We start from the raw sequence: 19,027 nt of genomic DNA on the forward strand, positions 1-19,027 counted from the left end.
CTGATGAAAAAAGCGGCATTCGCCGCTTTTTTTGTAGGTATTAAAATGCTGTTTATTATTATTTACATTACTCCACGCTATGCTTAATGCTCCCGGCTGACCTGCCGGGCATTCAGATGACCGAAAGGATGACCGGCAATGTCCGCAATAATGAAAAACAGCGCGAAGCTGCGCGATGAAGAGCGCGCGCGTCTTATCTGGCTCTTAACCACCGATAAAGCGATTACCTCTGTCCTGCTGGGCAAACTCACCCTCGCTGAGCAGTACGATGAAAGTACGCTCATTGACGATCTCGCGGAAGTCAGTGCGCTGGTGGCGCATCTTCCTGGCCCGGACCTGGCGGACGTGCTGGAGGCATTGCCCTCCGATGAACGTCACGCGTTGTGGAACGTGGTGGAAGATGACAAACGCGGCAAAGTGTTGCTTGAAGCATCGGAGAACGTCTGGGACGACCTCATTGACGATATGAGCGACCGGGCGTTGCTCGATGCACTGCAAACGCTGGACATCGATGAACAGATTTACCTGGTTCAGCATCTGCCGCGCGATTTAACCGGCCGCCTGCTGGCAACGCTCCCGCCGTCCGAGCGCGCTCGCGTGCGTCAGGTGATGAACTATGCCCACGATCGCGTCGGCTCGATCATGGAGTTCGAAGTCATTACCGTACGCCCGGAAGTGACGCTGGCGACCGTGCAGCGCTACCTGCGCCGGTTGGGGAAAATGCCGGAAAACACCGATAAACTGTTCGTCACCCGGCGGGATATGACGCTCGTGGGCGAACTGGAATTGACCACCATTTTGCTCAGCCCGGCGCAAAGCACCGTTGAGGCGGTGATGGAATCCGAACCGGTGGCTTTCCACCCGGAAGAAGAGTCGGAAAAGGTGGCGCGTACCTTCGAACGTGACAACCTGGTCAGCGCCGCCGTTATCGACCAGCAGGGCAAGCTGATGGGGCGTTTGACCATCGATGAGATCGTCGACGTGGTGTACGAAGAGACGGACAGCGATCTGCGTCGCATGGGCGGCCTGAGTGCCGAAGAAGATGTGTTTGCGCCAGTGACCAAAGCGGTGAAAACCCGTTGGGCGTGGCTGGCGATCAACCTCTGCACTGCATTTATCGCGTCGCGCGTTATTGATGGCTTTGAGCACACCATTTCGCAGCTGGTGGCGCTGGCATCGCTGATGCCGATTGTCGCGGGAATTGGTGGTAACACCGGGAACCAGACGATTACGATGATCGTGCGCGCGCTGGCGCTACAGCAGATCCAGCCGGGTAACTTTTCGTTTCTGATCCTGCGTGAAATGGGCGTGGCGTTGATTAACGGCCTGGTGTGGGGCGGGATCATGGGCTGCGTCACCTGGCTGCTTTACAGCGACCCGCACCTGGGTGCGGTGATGACGCTGGCGATGGTATTGAACCTGCTGGTGGCGGCGCTGATGGGCGTACTGATCCCGATGATCATGGTGAAGTTTGGCCGCGATCCGGCGGTGGGTTCCAGCGTGATGATCACCGCCATCACCGACACCGGCGGCTTCTTTATTTTCCTTGGGCTGGCGACGATTTTTCTGCTTTAGCAGCCAGTTTCGCTTTCAGGCGGGCAGGGATGAGCACCATGCAAACCACGCCCGCCAGAACGCCAATCGCCAGATTACCGGTGCTGACGGTTGCCGCGACCGTGACCACCATCACCACGGTTTCCGGCCACGGCGCGCGTTTCAGCGTAGCGGGCTGAATGCTATGCCAGCTAAAGGTTTTGAACGCCACAATCACCATAATTCCGGCCAGCACCGACATCGGAATATCAGCCATTACGTTGCTTAATGCTGTCACCAATAGCAGTAGCACCAGCCCCGCCATAATGGTGGATAGGCGACTGCGGCCTTTCCCCATCTCGACGTTGACAATCGTCTGACCAATCATCGCACAGCCGGCAATGCCGCCGTAAAACCCTGCCAGGATGTTAGCGATGCCAAGCCCGGCGCTTTCGCGCGCTTTGTTTGACGGCGTTGCGGTCAAATCATCGACAAGCTTTGCCGTGAGTAACGACTCCATCAACCCGACGAATGCGATGCTTAGCGCACAAGGCCAGATAATGTTCAGGGTGTCGAGATTCAGCGGCACCAGTAATTGCGTCAGACCGGGCAGGCCGCCGCTCATCGAACCTTCATCGCCAACGGTGGGCAGTAGCTGACCGCTGGTGACGGTAAATAACGTTAACAGCACAATGGCAATCAACGGTGATGGCACGCTTTTAATCACCCGCGGTGCCCACAGCACAATCAGCAGGGTCGCGACGAAAAGCGCAATAATCAGGGGATTACGGCTCCAGAAGTGCGGCACCTGGGCAAAGAAGATCAGCACTCCTAGCGCGTTAACAAAACCGGTCATTACCGGCTGCGGAATAAAACGCATCAATCGCGCCATACCGCACAGACCAAACAGAATTTGAATCACGCCAGCCATCACCACGGCGGGGAGGATGTAACCGACGCCGTGTTGATGCACCATCGGTCCGATGACCAACGCCACGGAACCGGCCGCGGCGGTGACCATCGCCGGACGTCCGCCCAGAAATGACATCGCCAGACAAAGCACGACCGAGGCGATCAAACTGACTTTAGGATCGACACCGGCAATGACGGAAAAGGAGATGACTTCGGGGATCAGCGCCAGTGCGGTAATCACGCCAGCCAGTGTTTCACGCAGCAGTAGTTTGGGCGAGCGCATAACAGAAAGGATGCGGCCATCCTGGGAAGCAAAAGAGGTGTCTGACATGGGATCTTCACTGGTTATCGATAGCCGGTTTTCTATAAGCCGTACTTTCGTGCTATTTATCACAAAACGGAGCAGTTTACCGCTCTATGTCACAGAATGCCAATACAAAAATTTAATTCGTGTATACATTTATTAAACATTTTGATAACAGGTCTCAAAACACAACTTAAAATTTAAACAATATTTAAATTTTATGTTGCTGGTGATACCGTATAGCCACGAATTGTTTTTACCTGCGTGTAACAAATCGCATCTCAAGTAAGGCCTCCCTACAATGAAGAAAAAGACAGCTGTACCCAATGCACAGAAAGCGGGTTCCGATACTGCTTCTGTTGTGGCCAAAACCAACTCCCGCGTTATACACGAGACGGATGTTTTGTTGATCGGTGGTGGTATTATGAGCGCTACGCTGGGTACCTGGCTGCAAGAGCTGGAACCGAACTGGTCGATCACCATGGTTGAGCAGATGGAAAGCGTTGCGGAAGAGAGTTCCAACGGCTGGAACAACGCAGGCACTGGCCACTCCGCACTGATGGAGCTGAATTATACGCCGCAAAAAGCGGATGGTTCCGTCAGCATTGAAAAAGCTATCGACATCAACGAAGCGTTCCAGGTCTCTCGCCAGTTCTGGGCGCATCAGGTGAAACGCGGCGTTCTTACGCAGCCGAAATCCTTTATCAACACCGTCCCGCACATGAGCTTTGTCTGGGGCGATGCTAACGTCAATTTCCTGCGTGCGCGCTACCGTGCGCTTCAGCAGAACCCGCTGTTCCGCGGGATGCGCTATTCCGAAGACCATGAACAGATTAAAGCGTGGGCACCGCTGGTGATGGAAGGGCGCGATCCGCAGCAGAAAATTGCCGCGACGCGCACTGAAGCTGGTACAGACGTGAACTACGGTGAAATCACCCGCCAGCTAATTTCGTCGCTGCAGATGCATAAAAACTTCAATCTGCAGCTTAATACGGTAGTGCGTCGTTTCCGCCAGAATGCAGACAAGAGCTGGACTGTCACCGTTTCTGACGCCAATAACAGCCACGCGAAACGCACAATTAAAGCCAAATTCATCTTTATCGGCGCGGGCGGCGCGGCGTTGAAACTGCTGCAACAAACGAAAATCCCCCAGGCGAAAGAGTATGCCGGCTTCCCGGTTGGCGGTCAGTTCCTGGTGTGCGAAAACCCGGACGTGGTGAACCATCATCTGGCGAAAGTGTATGGCCAGGCCGATGTTGGCGCGCCGCCGATGTCGGTGCCGCATATTGATACCCGCGTGATTGACGGCAAACGCGTCATTCTGTTCGGGCCATTTGCGACCTTCTCAACGCGTTTCCTGAAAAACGGTTCGCTGTGGGATCTGCTGGCGTCGATCAACAAGTCAAACATCATGCCGATGATCAACGTCGGGATGGACAATTTCGATCTGGTGAAATATCTGGTCAGCCAGGTTCTTCAGAAAGATAAAGATCGTCACGCCGCGTTACGTGAATACTACCCGATGGCGCAGAAAGGTGACTGGCGCTTGTGGCAGGCCGGGCAGCGCGTGCAGATTATCAAACGCGATGCACAGAAAGGTGGCGTTCTGCGTCTGGGCACAGAAGTGGTAAGCGACGATGAAGGTACTGTCGCGGCACTGCTCGGCGCGTCACCGGGGGCATCGACCGCTGCGCCAATCATGCTGCAACTACTGGAAAAAGTGTTCCACGAGAAAATGCAGACCGCAGCCTGGCAGGCAAAAATCAAGGCGGTGGTGCCAACGTATGGCTCGCGCCTGAACGAACATCCGCAGGCCATCGAAGAGACTCTGGCGCACACCAGCGAAGTGCTGGAACTGAGCTATGTGCCGGTTCGTGATGCCGATCCTACCCCGCAACCGCAGACCAAATCGCAGCCGGTGGTGGTGAATGAGATGGCGGATATTGCGCTGTAAATGATAAAAAGCCCCGAATGTCGGGGCTTCTTGCAGAGAGTCAATACCTGATGCGCTAGGCTTATCAGGCCTACATACAAAGTGCAATATATTGAATTTGTATGATTTTGTAGGCCGGATAAGGCGTTCACGCCGCATCCGGCATCAACAAGGGCACGTTATTAACGCTCTACAGCGTTATGCACTTCTTCTTCGGCTTTCCAGACGCGGTATTTAACTTCCACATTATCCGGGGTGTAGACCACGATCGGCAGTTTGCTGTTGTAACGCAGCATGCCGTCGTCACCGAGATACGCCGCAACGAACTGTTTGGTCTTCGTTTTATCCGGGCAGGCCATCATGGTGGAGACCGGCTCGCCCACTTTGTCAAAGACGTAGTAGTCGTATCCCCAACCTTCCAGCGTTTTGCTTTCCAGCTTGCCACCCAGACGGTGACGGTTACAGTCAACTTCCAGCGTTTTACCAATCATCAGCTCAACTTTCAGCGCTGATTCATCCTGCTGCGCAGGTAACTGAATCACCTGGCGCTTCATGCCTTTTTCCGCTTGCGGATAAGGCGCAACTTTTTCCAGCGGTTGCTCTGCCGCCGTGGCAGAAAGCGAAACAGCGGTCAGTAGTAAAGCAGCGAGCGTAAATGTGTTTTTCACTGTGAATCCTTTTTATCAGTAGTTCATTGGCAAGATTATCATCATTGTCGTGAATGTTAAGTGCCATTTACTGATTTTTGCATTAAGTGTAGTGAACTGTTTTGCGTATTAATCTGAAAACGACGTTTATCACTACCTTTATCAAAGCAGCGCAATCTGCTGTTTTGCGCACGCTTCGCGTAAAGCGGCATCGGGTTCACCATCGATGATGATTGTGCTGGCAAGGGAAAGCGGGCCGATGGCAAAAGCAGAAGCGGCGCTCATCTTTTCAGCCGAGGCCATGACCACGGTTTCTGCCGCGCGTTGCGACAGTGCGCGTTTCACACAGGCTTCTTCGTAATCACCCGTGGTAAAACCGGCCCTGGCGTGAATACCTGTCACGCCCATAAAAAACAGATCGGCATTGATATGGCTGATGGCATCGATCATTGCCGATCCCACTGTCACAACCGAGTGTTTAAACAATCTCCCGCCAATGACGATCACTTCAACCTGAGGGTGATCGACCAGGCTGACGGCAATGCCCGGGCTGTGGGTGACCACAGTAAACGCGATATCCTGCGGTATGCGCGCCACCAGTTCGTGTGCCGTGGTTCCGCCATCAATCATCACCACCTGACCTGGTTGTATCAGTTTTACCGCTTTTTCCGCCACTTTCTGTTTTGAACGGTTTTGCACGTTTTTGCGCGTTTCAATTGGTGCTGTTGCGGCTGACGCGGGCAGTGCGCCACCGTGAACGCGTTGCAGCAAACCTTCAGCCGCCAGTTCACGTAAATCACGCCGGATAGAGTCCTCTGAAATCATGAACTTTTGGCTTAGTTCGCGAGATAAAACCTGCTTATGTTGTGCAAGCAGTTCGAGGATCACTTTTTTACGTTGGCTGGCGAGCATGAATATTTCTCTTCACGTTTTTTCTTGATGTTGCACGATTGTGCATGACATTATCGTTTTTGTCATTCACCTGAGGAATAAAAATGCACAATAACACACCCCACCTTCGCAACGTTCAGGAACAGCTTCTGTCTGATAACTGGTACGTATTAAAAAAATATACCTTCGATTTACAGCGCCGCGACGGCAGCTGGCAGACGCAAAGCCGTGAGGTCTATGACCGGGGCAATGGCGCGACCATCCTGCTCTATAACCGTGAGAAAAAAAGCGTGGTGATGACCCGACAGTTTCGCTTCCCGGTTTCAGTGAACGGCCATTCAGGTTTGCTGATCGAGGCGGCAGCCGGTCTGCTGGATAAAGCGTCGCCCGAAGCGCGCATTCTGGCGGAGGCAGAAGAAGAAACCGGCTTTAAAGTGAGCCACCTGGAAAAGGTGTTTGAAGCCTACATGAGCCCTGGCTCGGTCACGGAGAAACTCTACTTTTTCATCGCGGAATATAGCGAGCGCGACCGTACCGGTGACGGTGGTGGGCTGGCGGAAGAGGGCGAAGACATTGAAGTGCTGGAGTGGCCTTTTGAACAGGCGCTGGCGGCGATTACGCGCGGTGAAATCGTCGACGGGAAAACCATCATGCTGTTGCAGCATCTGGCGCTGAAGGGTGTCTTTCACGAAATCCGGGGCTGAATCGAGGTTTTAGACACTCTGGCAGGCGGGATACGGAATTCCTGCCTATAAAAAAGTCTTTCATTCAGATTTCCGGGTGACCGATGTTAATTGACTGGCCGCGTCGTCGTGGGCTGCCTAACTACGCGCTCTATGGCGCAGATGCCGGGCAGTCGTCGCTGGATATGGTGCACTATGAGCGCATACCCTCGCGCGCCAGCCGCTTTGGTTTTGCTATTGAGCCCCATTTCCATGATGTTCTGATTCAGACCCTGTATGTTACGCGCGGCAGCGGCGAAGCCACCATTGACGGCGAGGTGTGGGCCTTTAACGCGCCGTCTCTGGTCGTTATTCCCGCTCGCGCGGTACACGGTTTTCGTTTTTGCGTAGATATCGATGGTCATGTCATTACCACGGCGCAATCGGCAATCGAATCGGTCGCGCTGACCGCCGCGCCGGATTTACTGGACTTTGTGCGCACGCCCGCGGTGTTGACGGTTGACGTCGCCCACCGGCGAGGGGTGCGTCTTGAAACACTTTTTGACGCGATTGGCCGGGAAGCGGAGAACAGCGAGCGATGGCAATACACCGCCGGGCTGGCGCTCACTGTCGCGCTATTTGTGCAGATCGCGCGTTTGAGTGAAAAAGCGGTGCTGGCGGGCAACCCGGCAAGGGCGGCGCTGGTTGCCAGAATTGAACGTTTTCGTGCTTTACTCGATGAACGTTGTCGGCAGCGACAACCCGTTGCTCACTATGCGGCGGCAATGGGGATTTCGACCGGGCAACTGACGCGAATCTGTCGCGAAGCCTTTGGTATTTCAGCGATTGAAGCTATCGACCGGCGTGCCGTACATGAAGCGCAGCGTCTGCTGGTCTACTCCTCTTTTAGCGTGAAGCAAATCTCAGCGGAATTAGGATTTCGCGATGAAGCCTATTTTGGTCGCTTCTTTCGCAAGCAAACTGGCCTGCGGCCAACGGAGTATCGTCTGCGCGAGCAGGGGCGGTTATCACAGAGAAAACCGGCTTCCTTAAAGAAAGCCGGTTTGGCCGATTAACGCAGTTTCACAAATAAATGTGCCGGCCCGGAGTTAGTCAGATTATTGCCGCGAACATACTCGATAGGCCGCGCGGGATCGAGCGCAATATCGGAGACCTTACGTGCCACTAATCGGGTGGCGATCAGCGTTTCAAGCTTCGCCAGCGGCTGACCGAGACATTTATGCATCCCGTTGCCAAAACCCAAATGACCGGTGGTATCGCGGTCGATATTAAACGTCTCGCCATCCGCGAATTTACGGCTATCGCGATTGGCGGATGAGAGCAACAATCGCACCACCGCACCTTTGGGTAACTTAACGCCTGCCACGGTGGTGGCTTCAGTGGTCATGCGGCTGACGCGCTGGACGGTACCGCGATAGCGCGCTACCTCTTCGACAAATTTATCCGCATCCGCTTCATTATCGCGAATACGCTGCACCAGATGCGGGTGTTCTGCGAACATGCGAAACGCATTGGCGACCAGAATGGTGGTGGTGTCGTGTCCGGCGATAAAGACGAAGGCGCACAGCTCTTTGGCTTCTTTTTCACTGAGCAGACCCTCCTTCCACATGCGGGCGATATGTCCCCCAATCGACTGGCTATTTGTGAGGTAAAGTCGCTCCATGGCGTCTTTCAGATAGGCAAAGAAGGCCATGGCGCTTTGTTCATCGGTGCCGGTGCCTGGGGCGTTACGCGCCAGGCGCCCGAAGTAGCTGAAGGTTTCGTCCGACCAGAACTTCATCTTTTCTTCGTCTTCATTTGGCACATCGATCATTGCTGAGATGGTGGCGATGCTGAGCGGAATGGCGAACTCTTCCACCACATCGCCGCCGCCTTTGGCAATCATTGCATCAATTAATACCTCCGCGCGGCGCGCGATCTCGGCGGCAAACGGCTCAATGGCCAACGGCATAAAGGAGGGCTGAGCAATTTTGCGCAGGCGCGTGTGATCGGGCGCATCGTACAGCGTCAGAAAAGTGAGCGGCGGCGGGCTGACCACTTCTGATGAGAAGAGTTTTGGGTTGCGTATGGCCTGCCAGACATCATCGTAGCGCGACAGGAACCAGACATCCGAGGTGGCCGACTGGCAGCGCAATACCGGAGCATGCTCGCGCATCCAGCGATAATGTTCGTACGGATCGCCCTGCGAACCGTCGTCCACCACTTTGAAGGGCTGCAGTTCTTGCGGCCAGCTCAGCTCATGAGAGTAGGGGGGCTGTTCAACCATTGCCGAGAACGGGCAGCGTGTGGGCTCCGGTTCTGGCGCTGCCGCCACAGCTGCAGGTGCGGATTTTTTGCCCAGTGCGCGGCTCATGGTCGCTTTGGAATGAAGGGCGTGTTGGGCAATAATTTCTCTCGCGGCGTTCATGTCGCCATACTCAAATGCGTTAACCAGATCCCGATGCTGCTGAACGATATCACCCACGATCTCTATGTCATCCCGTAGCGCCCGGCCAATATAGTCCTGCACCGCGAGTTGCTTATAGAGGGCGATCAGCGGTGCATTTCTTGAGGCTTCAATCAGGAACAGATGAAACGCATGATTTGCCTGCGCGTAGCGCGTGACATCGCTAAAACGCTTACCGATAACAAACGGTGCGGTAGCGTCAGCCAGCCTGCGGAACTCAAGTAACTGTGCACCTGACAGGCGCCCCATGGTGAGTTGTACGGCGCCCAGCTCCAGCGCCAGACGCAGATCAAACGTGTCATCGACGTCTTGCGGGGCAATGTGTTCTTCCCCCGTCTGCACCACCAGCCCGGCTCCGGCAAACTTCTCATAATAGAAGTTACGCGGCATAACGCCTTCTGCGGCCAGCCAGTCGCGCACGGCTTCCACCATGGGCGGCGGCCCGCAGAGATAAATATCAACATCGCCGCCGTTAAGCTGCGCCGCAGTAATATGTTGAGTCACGTAGCCTTTGTGCGGCGATGAACTTTCAGGGCTGGCGACCGTGCAGAGATAGCGAAAATTCGGCAGGCGCCGGGCGTATTCTTCAAGCCGAGCCAGTTCAACCCGATCCTCGTCGTGGGTGACGCCGAAGATCAACTGGATCGGCTGCGTGACTTCACCTTCTTCAGCGATCTTATCCAGCATGGACAAAAACGGCGCAAGCCCCGTGCCGCCCGCGAGGAATAAAAGCGGGCGTTCGATGGGGCGCAGGTAGAAACTGCCCATCGGCCCGCGAAACGTAATGGCGTCGCCGGGTTTAGCTCGCTCGGCAAGATAGCTGGACATTAAACCCTGCGGAACATTGCGGATCAGAAAGGAAACTTCGTTGGCCGAGGGGCCAGAGCTAAATGAGTAGGAGCGCGTTTGCGTGCTGCCAGGTACCTGCACATTGACGTACTGACCCGGAAGGAAGCGGAGAGCGCTGCGGTTTTCCACCTCGGCGGAGAAAGTGATTGCAGTGGGCGAGAGCGCTTCACACGCGGTGATGCGCCCGGTGAAGGCTGTGCTGCTGATGCCCGCTGCTTCAGATGTAGCGGCAATCTGTACCACGCAATCGCTCAACGGACGCATCTGGCAGGTCAGTACATGTCCGGCATTCGCTTCATCATCGGAAAGGGCGTCAGGCACGTAATCGCCAGGCACAAACTGGCCTGATTCACAGGTGGCTTTGCAGGTGCCGCACACACCGTCACGACAGTCGAGTGGAATAGCAATTTTTGCGCGCAGCGCCGCATCGGCGACAGACTCACCGGTAAGACACTGAATAAAATGCGTCGCGCCGTCTTCAAAGCGTAGGGTAACCTGATGGCTCATTGTTCTTATCCTCGGGTTGCAGGTGATTCCAGCCTCTAACGGACTGGTATGAAACTCGAGGCTTCATATCATGCCGGAAGCCCTTTTCAGTCAACGGACAGAAATGACGTAAGACAGGACAAACCGTGCATTCGATGGAGTTGGTGAGCGGGGGCACATTTTGGCAGGAGAGGCGAAAAGCAGGCATTAAAAAACCCGCAAACTCAGAGAGAATGCGGGCTCTTAAGGGGTACTGAACGTTAAAAAACGTATCAGAAAATCTTTTTGGTCGGCACGAGAGGATTTGAACCTCCGACCCCCGACACCCCATGACGGTGCGCTACCAGGCTGCGCTACGTGCCGACACGTGGAGGCAATAGTACCCTTTTCGTTGCTGATTGCAAGTCAGCGGTCGCGCGATTGATGCATAAGTAATCAATCAGTTAGCGATGAATCGTTTTTCCTCGGTCAGTACCTGCAACAGCAGGCTCAACTGAGGTTTTTGCTCGCGCTCTTTCTCGCCGTCGCTGTTCCACGTCTGGTAATGGCCATTGTGGTCGAGCACGACGGTAAAGCGCGGGGTCGTAATCGCCAGCGTGTTGTTATCTGCGGCGGTCACCCAGACGTGGCGACGCGTGGCGCTGAAGAGATCCTGACCCTGCGAGTATTCATTCGCCGGCGTACTGACGTGCAATAAACGCTGCATCAGGGTGGTCATCACGTCTTTATGTTCGGTCAGGGCGTCGATACGCTGCGCCGGGGTGCCCGGCCAGTGGACTACCAGCGGAACCTGAAGCCGCGCGCGTGACCAGTCGAACTGCTCACGTTCATCGCCCAGCGGCACGCCGTGACCGGCGGTAATAATGACCACTGTGCTATCCAGCTTGCCGGAATCACGCAGCGCGCTCAGTACACGACTAATCTGTGTATCGACATCGGATGCCGCGGCCGCATAACGGCGGGTGAAGCCTTGCTGCTGGCTGTTATCGAGGTTAGTACCGTTAAAGGAGACCCACGAGAACCAACGGTTTTCTTCCTGCGCGTAGCGGCCCAGCCAGTTAATCCACTGGTTTGCCGTCTGCTGGTCGCTTTGCGATTTGCCAGGCGGCAGCGAGAAGTCCGAAAGCAGTGCCTGACGGTAAACCGGGCTACTGAAGCCATCTGATGAGAACAGGCCCAACTGATAACCCTGCTGGTTCAGTGCAGTAATTAACGCCGCCGGGATACGTGCCGAGAGCACGCCATCCATATAAGCCGGGGAGATACCATAGAACAGGCCAAAGGTACCGTTATCCGCCGTATTACCCGAGCTGAGGTGCTGGGTAAAGTTGACGTTTTCACTGGCAAACTGGGCCAGTGATGGCATCTGTTTCTCGAAGCGTGAGTAGTTCAGGCCATCGACGGTGATCAGCAGGACGTTTTGCCCCGCGCCCATATCACGATAGCGCAGTTCGCTCAGGGGATATTGCACCGAAACGGCTTCCGGATCGCCTTGCTCAACCAGACGACGCTGGTAATCCTGCGCATCCAGCAGGCCGTGTTTTTCAAGGAAGCGGCGCGCGGTCATTGGGTAAGAGAGCGGCAGGTTCGCTTTCTGCATGGTAATTGGGCGATAGAAGTTAGCATCAGCCCAGATGTACATCACGTGAGAACTGATAAATGCCACAAAAAAGAGCCAGGCGACGGGGCGGAAGTAGCGGCGTCGGCGCATCAGACTGCGCAGCTTTTGCCAGCTCCAGGTGGCGAACAGCATTTCGATAAGTAAAATCACTGGCACGCTAATAAACATCAGCTGCCAGTCGCGGGCCATTTCATTTTGGTCCGGGTTGATAACCAGCTCCCACACCACCGGGTTGAGGTGCAGGTGGAAGCGGGTGAAAACTTCAGTATCGATTAGCAGCAGCGTCATTCCGGCGGTCGCCAGAATAGCGGAAAGGAACCGCATTAAACGCTGCGATCCGACGATAAATGTCAGCGGAAAAAGAATCAGCAGATAGGCGGCGAACACCAGGAAGCTGAAATGCCCGACAAGGCTCAGGTACGAGTAGACGCGACCGGTAAGCGTTGTCGGCCAGTCGGCAACAAAAAGATAGCGGCTGCCGAGCACCATGGCCAACAACATGTTGAACATAGCAAACCAGTGCCCCCAGCTAACCATCTGGGAGACTTTTTCTCGGTAGGGCTGACGATGAGTCACCATAAACTGTTGTGTGTATCCCTTAGTGCGCCGGGTCGTCGTTAATCGAAGACTGTAACGCCTGAGCAAACGAGCGGGCGATAGCCTGGCGCTGAGCCGGGGCGACGCTGCTGTTAATCAGGTTCGTCACCATATTCCCCAGAACCATCAAAGAGAGGTCTGTTGGAGTCTTGTGTTGTTCCAGTACGTTGACCAGTTCACTGAGCAGTTGTTCAACGTGTTCATCACTGTAGCGGGATTGTTGTGGCATAAATCAAATCTGTCTTTATATGGAAGGGCAATATATTACCGTAGCACCAGCATTTTTTCCGCATTTTTTCGCCCTAAACGTCATCCTTTCCTCAGGGTTGAAAGGATCGGGCATCAGAAGAAAGAGCAAGTTGCACAGCAGCCTAAGGGGTGGTTGAATACACCCGATCTAAAAGGAGAGTTTAACATGAGTCTGGATATCGACCAGATTGCGCTGCACCAGCTTATCAAACGCGATGAGCAGACGCTTGAACTGGTACTGCGTGATTCGCTGCTGGAGCCCACTGCGCCCGTCGAAGAAATGATGGCGGAACTGCATCGGGTCTACAGCGCTAAAAATAAGGCCTACGGGCTGTTTAACGAAGAAAGCGAGCTGGCCCAGGCGTTGCGTCTGCAGCGTCAGGGAGAAGAAGATTTTCTGGCATTCAGCCGGGCGGCGACTGGCCGTCTGCGCGATGAGCTGGCCAAGTATCCGTTTGCCGATGGCGGCATCGTGCTGTTTTGCCATTATCGCTATCTGGCGGTGGAATACCTGCTGGTGGCGGTGCTGAATAATCTCAGCAGCATGCGCGTCAACGAACAGCTGGATATCAGCTCGACACACTATCTCGATATTAATCATGCGGATATCGTGGCGCGTATCGATTTAACCGAGTGGGAAACCAACCCGGAATCGACCCGTTACCTGACGTTCCTGAAAGGGCGCGTCGGGCGTAAAGTCGCGGATTTCTTTATGGATTTCCTCGGTGCCAGCGAAGGGCTAAACGCCAAAGTGCAAAACCGTGGCCTGTTGCAGGCGCTGGATGATTTCTCCGCCGAAGCGCAGCTTGATAAAAACGAGCGTCAGACCGTGCGTCAGCAGGTTTACGACTACTGTAATGAGCAGTTGCAGGCGGGCGAAGAGATTGAACTGGAATCCCTTTCCAAAGAGATTTCAGGCGTGAGTGAAGTGAGCTTTAGCGAGTTTACGGCTGAAAAAGGCTATGAACTGGAAGAGAGCTTCCCGGCAGATCGCAGCACTCTGCGTCAACTGACGAAATTTGCCGGTAGCGGCGGCGGGTTGACGATTAACTTCGACTCTTTGCTGCTGGGCGAGCGTATTTTCTGGGATCCGGCAACGGATACACTGACCATTAAAGGTACGCCGCCGAACCTGCGCGATCAGCTTCAGCGCCGCGTTGGCGGGAAATAAACGCTGTGCACAAAAAAGCCCCGCAAGCGGGGCTTTTTCACAACTTGTCAGCGATTACGCGCGAACGAAGTCGATGTGAGACAGTTTCGGTTTGTAAGCGTGACGCTGTACAGCCTGAACTTTCACTTTTTCTTCTTTGCCATCGATTACGATGGTAACAACTTCTGCGTAAAACTCAGCTTTGTCCTGCATGTTCCACAGTTTGTCGTGATCCAGTTCGATTGCAACCGGAGCAGCTTCGCCACCATAAATGATAGCCGGGAACTTGTTAGCTGCGCGCAGGCGGCGGCTCGCACCCTTACCCTGCTCTTTACGTACTTCTGCATTGATAGTAAACATTGAAATCTCTCTTAATTATTCCTGCTACAGGCGACCCAGCAGCAGGCAAATGATCTGCTTCACGGATGTGAAAGCGGGCGGCATTTTATACTTAAATGCGCGCCGTATCAATCAAAAGGACGTTTATCCGCGCAATTCGTTGGCGCGACGGAAGCGCCCCTCATAATCAAAAACTTTCTCGCGTACCTGCCAGAACTGCCCTTTTTTACGCGCTACCACGAAATCGGGATGACGCAACAGCGCCTGCTGGGCAATGATGTCAGCAGGCGTTATCCAGCGTAACGGTACGCCCGGCGTTCGGGTATGCGGGCGCATAAAAAGTTGCTCAAAAGCGGTACGCTGTGCCGGTGTGTGCAGACGGAAGCGCTCACTTACATCAGCGCCATCTTCATCGTAGTAGGTGATTTTCAGCCACGCGCCTTTGTCATCCGCGCCGTCCTGAAGCACCATGCCGCTACAGCGCAGTACCAGCGCATCTTTTAACTTCAGCGCCGCCTTCAGCATATCGTCCGGGTCGACCAGCACCGTGTCGCACTCCCGACAGCGGCGGGCGGCGATATCGTTTTCCGCATTACACTGTGGGCAGTTTTTGAAGCGGAAGCGGTAGTCGCACTGTTCCCGGTGCCCTTCGTCATCTTCCAGCCAGCCCTGACAGCGGCGGCCAAAGTGTTCAATCAACGTGCCATCAGCGGTGGTTTTGCCCCAAAAGGTATTGGCAAAGCCGCAGCCGGGGCAGAAAACCTGGACAGGTACGTTGTCACTTTTGCCTTTTGGCGCGCCGACTTCCGGCGCGTAAAGGTCGTGAGGGTTTCCGGCGTAGTCCAGAATCAGGCAGCTCGTTTTTCCCGGTGACAGGCGCAGGCCGCGACCCACAATTTGTTGGTAAAGACTCACTGATTCGGTTGGGCGCAGGATAGCGATGAGATCGACATGCGGGGCGTCAAAGCCGGTGGTTAATACCGATACGTTCACCAGATAGCGAAACTTCTGCGCCTTGAAGGCGTTGATGAGTTCATCGCGCATCGGGCCGGGCGTCTCACCGGTGATCAGCGCCGCATCGTTGGCGGGCAGCAGCCCGGTAATTTCGCGCGCGTGCTCAACGGTGGCCGCGAAAATCATCACCCCTTTGCGGCCCTGAGCAAACTCTTCAATCTGGCTGATAATGTGCGGCGTAATGCGTTTTTGCTGTTTCAGTTCGCGATTGAGATCCGTTTCGCTGAACAGCCCGTTGCTGTTGGCCTGCAGGCGGCTGAAATCGTACTGCACCACCGGCATATCAAGCTGCTCGGGTGGCGTCAGGTAGCCGTGTTTGATCATATAGCGCAGCGGCAGCTCATAGATGCAATCGCGGAAAAGGGCTTTTTCGTCGCCCCGCACCATACCATGATAATGGAACTGATAAATCCAGCCTTTTCCCAGGCGGAAGGGCGTGGCGGTCAACCCTAACAGGCGCACGGTGGGGTTTACGCTCTTCAGGTGGGTAAGGATTTGCTGATACTGGCTGTCGTCATCATCGCTGATGCGGTGGCACTCATCGACGATCAGCAGCGAAAATTCACGCTGAAAATGGTCAAGATTGCGCGCGACGGACTGCACGCTACCAAACACCACTTTGCCGTGGCTCTCTTTTTTCTTCAGGCCCGCCGCGTAGATATCGGCCTCAAGACCCAGCGCGCAATATTTGGCGTGGTTCTGCGCGACCAGCTCCTTAACATGTGCAAGTACTAACACACGTCCACGCGCCAGTCTTGCCAGTTCGGCAATCACCAGGCTTTTGCCCGCGCCGGTGGGCAGCACAATCACGGCAGGGTGCTGATGGCGGCGAAAGTGGTTAAGCGTGGCGTCGACGGCTTCCTGCTGATAGGGGCGAAGTGTAAAAGTCATGGGGCTCGTTTATTGGTTTTGCTCGCGATTAGTATGCCACGAATCTTTTCACTTGAGTGGTATAACAACCCCGTTATACTCTTCATCCTTCAAGCTGCTTCTGCGTTGGCTGCACTTGTTCACATCTTTGCCGCCTTGAAGCAACTCGAATGATTTTGAGTCTATACTCGATTGTTGTTACTCCATTTTTCGGGCGCGTTGCCCGACACCCGGCATCATACAGGCTAAAAATTTTCATGCGACTTGATAAGTTTATCGCTCAGCAACTCGGCGTCAGCCGTGCTATTGCCGGGCGTCAAATCCGCGGCAACCACATCACCGTGGATGGCGAAATTGTGCGAGATACGGCGTTTAAACTGCTTCCTGAACATGAGGTGGCTTATGAGGGGAACCCTCTGGCCCAGCAGCACGGCCCGCGCTACTTTATGCTCAACAAGCCGGAAGGGTATGTCTGCTCAACCGACGACCCGGATCATCCTACCGTGCTCTATTTCCTTGATGAACCTGTGGCGCACAAACTGCATGCTGCCGGTCGTCTGGATATCGACACCACCGGTCTGGTGCTGATGACCGATGACGGCCAGTGGTCGCATCGCATCACTTCACCGCGTCACCACTGTGAAAAAACCTACCTCGTGACCCTGGAAAACCCGGTCAGCGACGATACCGCAGCGCAATTCGCCAAAGGCGTTCAACTGCACAACGAAAAAGATCTCACCAAACCGGCGGTGCTGGAAGTGATTACCCCGACGCAGGTACGACTGACCATCAGCGAAGGTCGTTATCACCAGGTGAAACGTATGTTCGCCGCCGTGGGCAACCACGTGGTGGGGCTGCATCGTGAACGTATCGGTGAGATTGCGCTCGACGACGATCTTGAGCCGGGCGAATACCGTCCGTTAACCGAAGAAGAAATCGCAAGCGTCGGCCTGCCGCCGCGCTAACATTGAGGTAACTTGTGACATCCAGGCAGCCATCGTCATTCAATATCGTGTTTATCCTTGGCCTTCTGGCCATGCTGATGCCGCTTTCTATTGATATGTATCTCCCGGCGCTGCCGGTTATTTCACAACAGTTTGGCGTGCCTGCGGGTAGCGCACAGATGACCCTCAGTACGTACATACTGGGGTTCGCGTTCGGGCAACTTTTGTATGGCCCGATGGCCGATAGCCTGGGCCGCAAGCCGGTTATCCTTGGCGGGACGCTGATTTTTGCGGTTGCCGCCATTGCCTGCGCGCTGTCAAAAAGTATCGATCAGCTCATTGTGATGCGCTTCTTCCACGGCCTGGCGGCTGCGGCGGCAAGCGTGGTGATTAACGCTCTGATGCGTGATATCTATCCTAAAGAAGAGTTCTCGCGGATGATGTCGTTTGTCATGCTGGTTACCACCATTGCACCGTTGGTCGCACCGATGGCGGGGGGCGCGGTGCTGGTCTGGTTTAGCTGGCGGGCGATTTTCTGGATCCTCGCCGCAGCGGCGATTCTGGCGTCGCTGGCTATCTGGTTCTTTATCGCGGAAACGCTGCCCGTTGAAAAGCGGCAGACGTTTCATTTGCGCACGGTGCTGGGTAACTTCGCCTCGCTGTTCCGTCACAAACGCGTACTTTCCTACATGCTGGCGAGCGGTTTTAGCTTTGCCGCGATGTTCTCGTTTTTGAGCGCCGGGCCGTTTGTTTATATTGAACTGAACCATGTCTCGCCACAGCATTTCGGTTACTACTTTGCGCTGAATATCGTCTTCCTGTTCATCATGACCACCATCAACAGCCGCATTGTGCGCCGCGTAGGGGCATTAAACATGTTCCGTGCCGGGTTATTGGTACAGTTTGCTATGGCGGTGTGGATGGTGGCGTGTGCGCTGCTGGACGTGGGGTTCTGGTCGCTGGTGCTGGGCATTGCGGTATTTGTCGGCTGCGTGTCGATGGTTTCCTCGAATGCGATGGCGGTCATTCTTGACGAGTTCCCGCATATGGCAGGCACGGCGTCGTCGCTCGCCGGAACCTTCCGTTTCGGCATTGGCGCTATCATTGGTGCGCTGCTGTCGCTGGCGACGTTCAACTCAGCCTGGCCAATGATTCTCTCCATTGGGCTGTGCGCCAGTTGCTCACTCTTTTTCCTGCTTTACGCCAGCCGTCGACGAAAATGCGCGTAGTACAAACATTTTGATAAAGGGGCGATTTTTCGCCCCTTTTTTTTGATGCATATCAACCGAAGTACTATTCGTGGTACTTATGTATGTTTCTTTTATGTAAAATCTAATAATGTAAAAAGTCACATTGTTGTAGATAAAAAGGTTGTGTTAGATCACAGAAACGGGTACATATAGCGCCGAAAAGCATCACCCAATTCGCTTGTCGCGACAAAAATAATCACTCAGTCAATGAATAAGCCGTGAGTTGCAGGCGTTTTTTTCTGGATGCAGGACGATTTGTCAACAATGTGTTAATATGGATGTAAAATAATTGTGAAGTAAATTGCTTCC

15 protein-coding genes, 1 tRNA gene and 1 pseudogene are annotated in these 19,027 nt (G+C 54.5%); 7 read left to right on the forward strand and 10 right to left on the reverse strand.

Going from position 1 to position 19,027, the window contains the following annotated elements; translation table 11 throughout:
* Positions 1–138 precede the first annotated feature (138 nt).
* Positions 139–1,575 (forward strand): magnesium transporter, encoded by a 1,437-nt coding sequence (mgtE, locus tag ACOXYR_RS05830; RefSeq protein ID WP_108473624.1) that lies wholly within the window; start codon positions 139–141, stop codon positions 1,573–1,575.
* Here mgtE and ACOXYR_RS05835 read toward each other — a convergent pair.
* Complete coding sequence (locus ACOXYR_RS05835; RefSeq protein ID WP_113858021.1) at positions 1,538–2,776, reverse strand: SulP family inorganic anion transporter; 1,239 nt, start codon at positions 2,774–2,776, stop codon at positions 1,538–1,540. The two genes, mgtE and ACOXYR_RS05835, sit on opposite strands and share 38 nt — an antisense overlap.
* Positions 2,777–3,050: 274 nt before the next feature.
* Here ACOXYR_RS05835 and mqo point away from each other — a divergent pair, with 274 nt between their 5' ends.
* Entirely contained in the window at positions 3,051–4,703 is a 1,653-nt protein-coding gene (gene mqo, locus ACOXYR_RS05840) for a malate dehydrogenase (quinone) (RefSeq protein WP_421355504.1), read from the forward strand.
* A gap of 161 nt (positions 4,704–4,864) precedes the next feature.
* Here mqo and eco read toward each other — a convergent pair whose 3' ends face one another.
* Both eco and ACOXYR_RS05850 read right to left on the reverse strand, forming a co-directional pair.
* Positions 4,865–5,350, reverse strand: coding sequence for a serine protease inhibitor ecotin (gene eco, locus ACOXYR_RS05845; protein ID WP_015963697.1), 486 nt, complete (start codon positions 5,348–5,350; stop codon positions 4,865–4,867).
* 141 nt (positions 5,351–5,491) lie between these two features.
* Positions 5,492–6,241 (reverse strand): DeoR/GlpR family DNA-binding transcription regulator, encoded by a 750-nt coding sequence (locus ACOXYR_RS05850; protein ID WP_189622775.1) that lies wholly within the window; start codon positions 6,239–6,241, stop codon positions 5,492–5,494.
* An 83-nt stretch (positions 6,242–6,324) separates the two neighbouring features.
* On the opposite strand from ACOXYR_RS05850, the gene ACOXYR_RS05855 reads away from it, so the two are divergent.
* Entirely contained in the window at positions 6,325–6,924 is a 600-nt protein-coding gene (locus ACOXYR_RS05855; protein WP_113858023.1) for an NUDIX domain-containing protein, read from the forward strand.
* A gap of 83 nt (positions 6,925–7,007) precedes the next feature.
* Positions 7,008–7,958, forward strand: coding sequence for a helix-turn-helix domain-containing protein (locus ACOXYR_RS05860; RefSeq protein ID WP_421355505.1), 951 nt, complete (start codon positions 7,008–7,010; stop codon positions 7,956–7,958).
* On the opposite strand, the gene ACOXYR_RS24780 is transcribed toward ACOXYR_RS05860, so the two are convergent.
* The 5 genes and pseudogenes from ACOXYR_RS24780 to ACOXYR_RS05880 form a co-directional block, all read right to left on the reverse strand.
* The gene (locus tag ACOXYR_RS24780; protein WP_478212402.1) at positions 7,955–9,694 is read right to left on the reverse strand and encodes a cytochrome P450; all 1,740 of its coding nucleotides are present in this window, start codon (positions 9,692–9,694) and stop codon (positions 7,955–7,957) included. The two genes, ACOXYR_RS05860 and ACOXYR_RS24780, sit on opposite strands and share 4 nt — an antisense overlap.
* 15 nt (positions 9,695–9,709) lie before the next feature.
* Positions 9,710–10,705: pseudogene (gene benC / locus ACOXYR_RS24785) on the reverse strand (benzoate 1,2-dioxygenase electron transfer component BenC); the annotation flags it as partial.
* Positions 10,706–10,970: 265 nt separating this feature from the next.
* Positions 10,971–11,047: transfer RNA gene (locus ACOXYR_RS05870), tRNA-Pro, on the reverse strand.
* Between the two features lie 76 nt (positions 11,048–11,123).
* Complete coding sequence (yejM, locus tag ACOXYR_RS05875; protein WP_421355507.1) at positions 11,124–12,884, reverse strand: LPS biosynthesis-modulating metalloenzyme YejM; 1,761 nt, start codon at positions 12,882–12,884, stop codon at positions 11,124–11,126.
* Between the two features lie 19 nt (positions 12,885–12,903).
* The gene (locus ACOXYR_RS05880; protein ID WP_108473632.1) at positions 12,904–13,131 is read right to left on the reverse strand and encodes a YejL family protein; all 228 of its coding nucleotides are present in this window, start codon (positions 13,129–13,131) and stop codon (positions 12,904–12,906) included.
* Positions 13,132–13,317: 186 nt separating this feature from the next.
* Here ACOXYR_RS05880 and yejK point away from each other — a divergent pair, with 186 nt between their 5' ends.
* Positions 13,318–14,322 (forward strand): nucleoid-associated protein YejK, encoded by a 1,005-nt coding sequence (yejK, locus tag ACOXYR_RS05885; RefSeq protein ID WP_113857300.1) that lies wholly within the window; start codon positions 13,318–13,320, stop codon positions 14,320–14,322.
* Between the two features lie 54 nt (positions 14,323–14,376).
* Here yejK and rplY read toward each other — a convergent pair whose 3' ends face one another.
* Both rplY and radD read right to left on the reverse strand, forming a co-directional pair.
* Positions 14,377–14,661 carry a 50S ribosomal protein L25 gene (gene rplY / locus ACOXYR_RS05890; RefSeq protein WP_015963705.1) on the reverse strand — a complete coding sequence of 95 codons (285 nt, stop codon included), beginning with the start codon at positions 14,659–14,661 and terminating at the stop codon, positions 14,377–14,379.
* Between the two features lie 123 nt (positions 14,662–14,784).
* Complete coding sequence (gene radD, locus ACOXYR_RS05895) at positions 14,785–16,545, reverse strand: DNA repair helicase RadD (protein WP_421355508.1); 1,761 nt, start codon at positions 16,543–16,545, stop codon at positions 14,785–14,787.
* 236 nt (positions 16,546–16,781) lie between these two features.
* On the opposite strand from radD, the gene rsuA reads away from it, so the two are divergent.
* Positions 16,782–17,489: a 16S rRNA pseudouridine(516) synthase RsuA gene (gene rsuA / locus ACOXYR_RS05900; protein WP_108473635.1), complete on the forward strand. Its 708-nt coding sequence runs from the start codon at positions 16,782–16,784 to the stop codon at positions 17,487–17,489.
* Between the two features lie 14 nt (positions 17,490–17,503).
* A complete protein-coding gene (locus tag ACOXYR_RS05905) occupies positions 17,504–18,697 on the forward strand; it encodes a Bcr/CflA family multidrug efflux MFS transporter (RefSeq protein ID WP_108473636.1) in 1,194 nt (397 codons plus the stop codon).
* The last annotated feature ends 330 nt before the right edge of the window (positions 18,698–19,027 follow it).

This window comes from Pseudocitrobacter faecalis (assembly GCF_965231525.1).
Taxonomy (GTDB): Bacteria; Pseudomonadota; Gammaproteobacteria; order Enterobacterales; family Enterobacteriaceae; genus Pseudocitrobacter; species Pseudocitrobacter faecalis.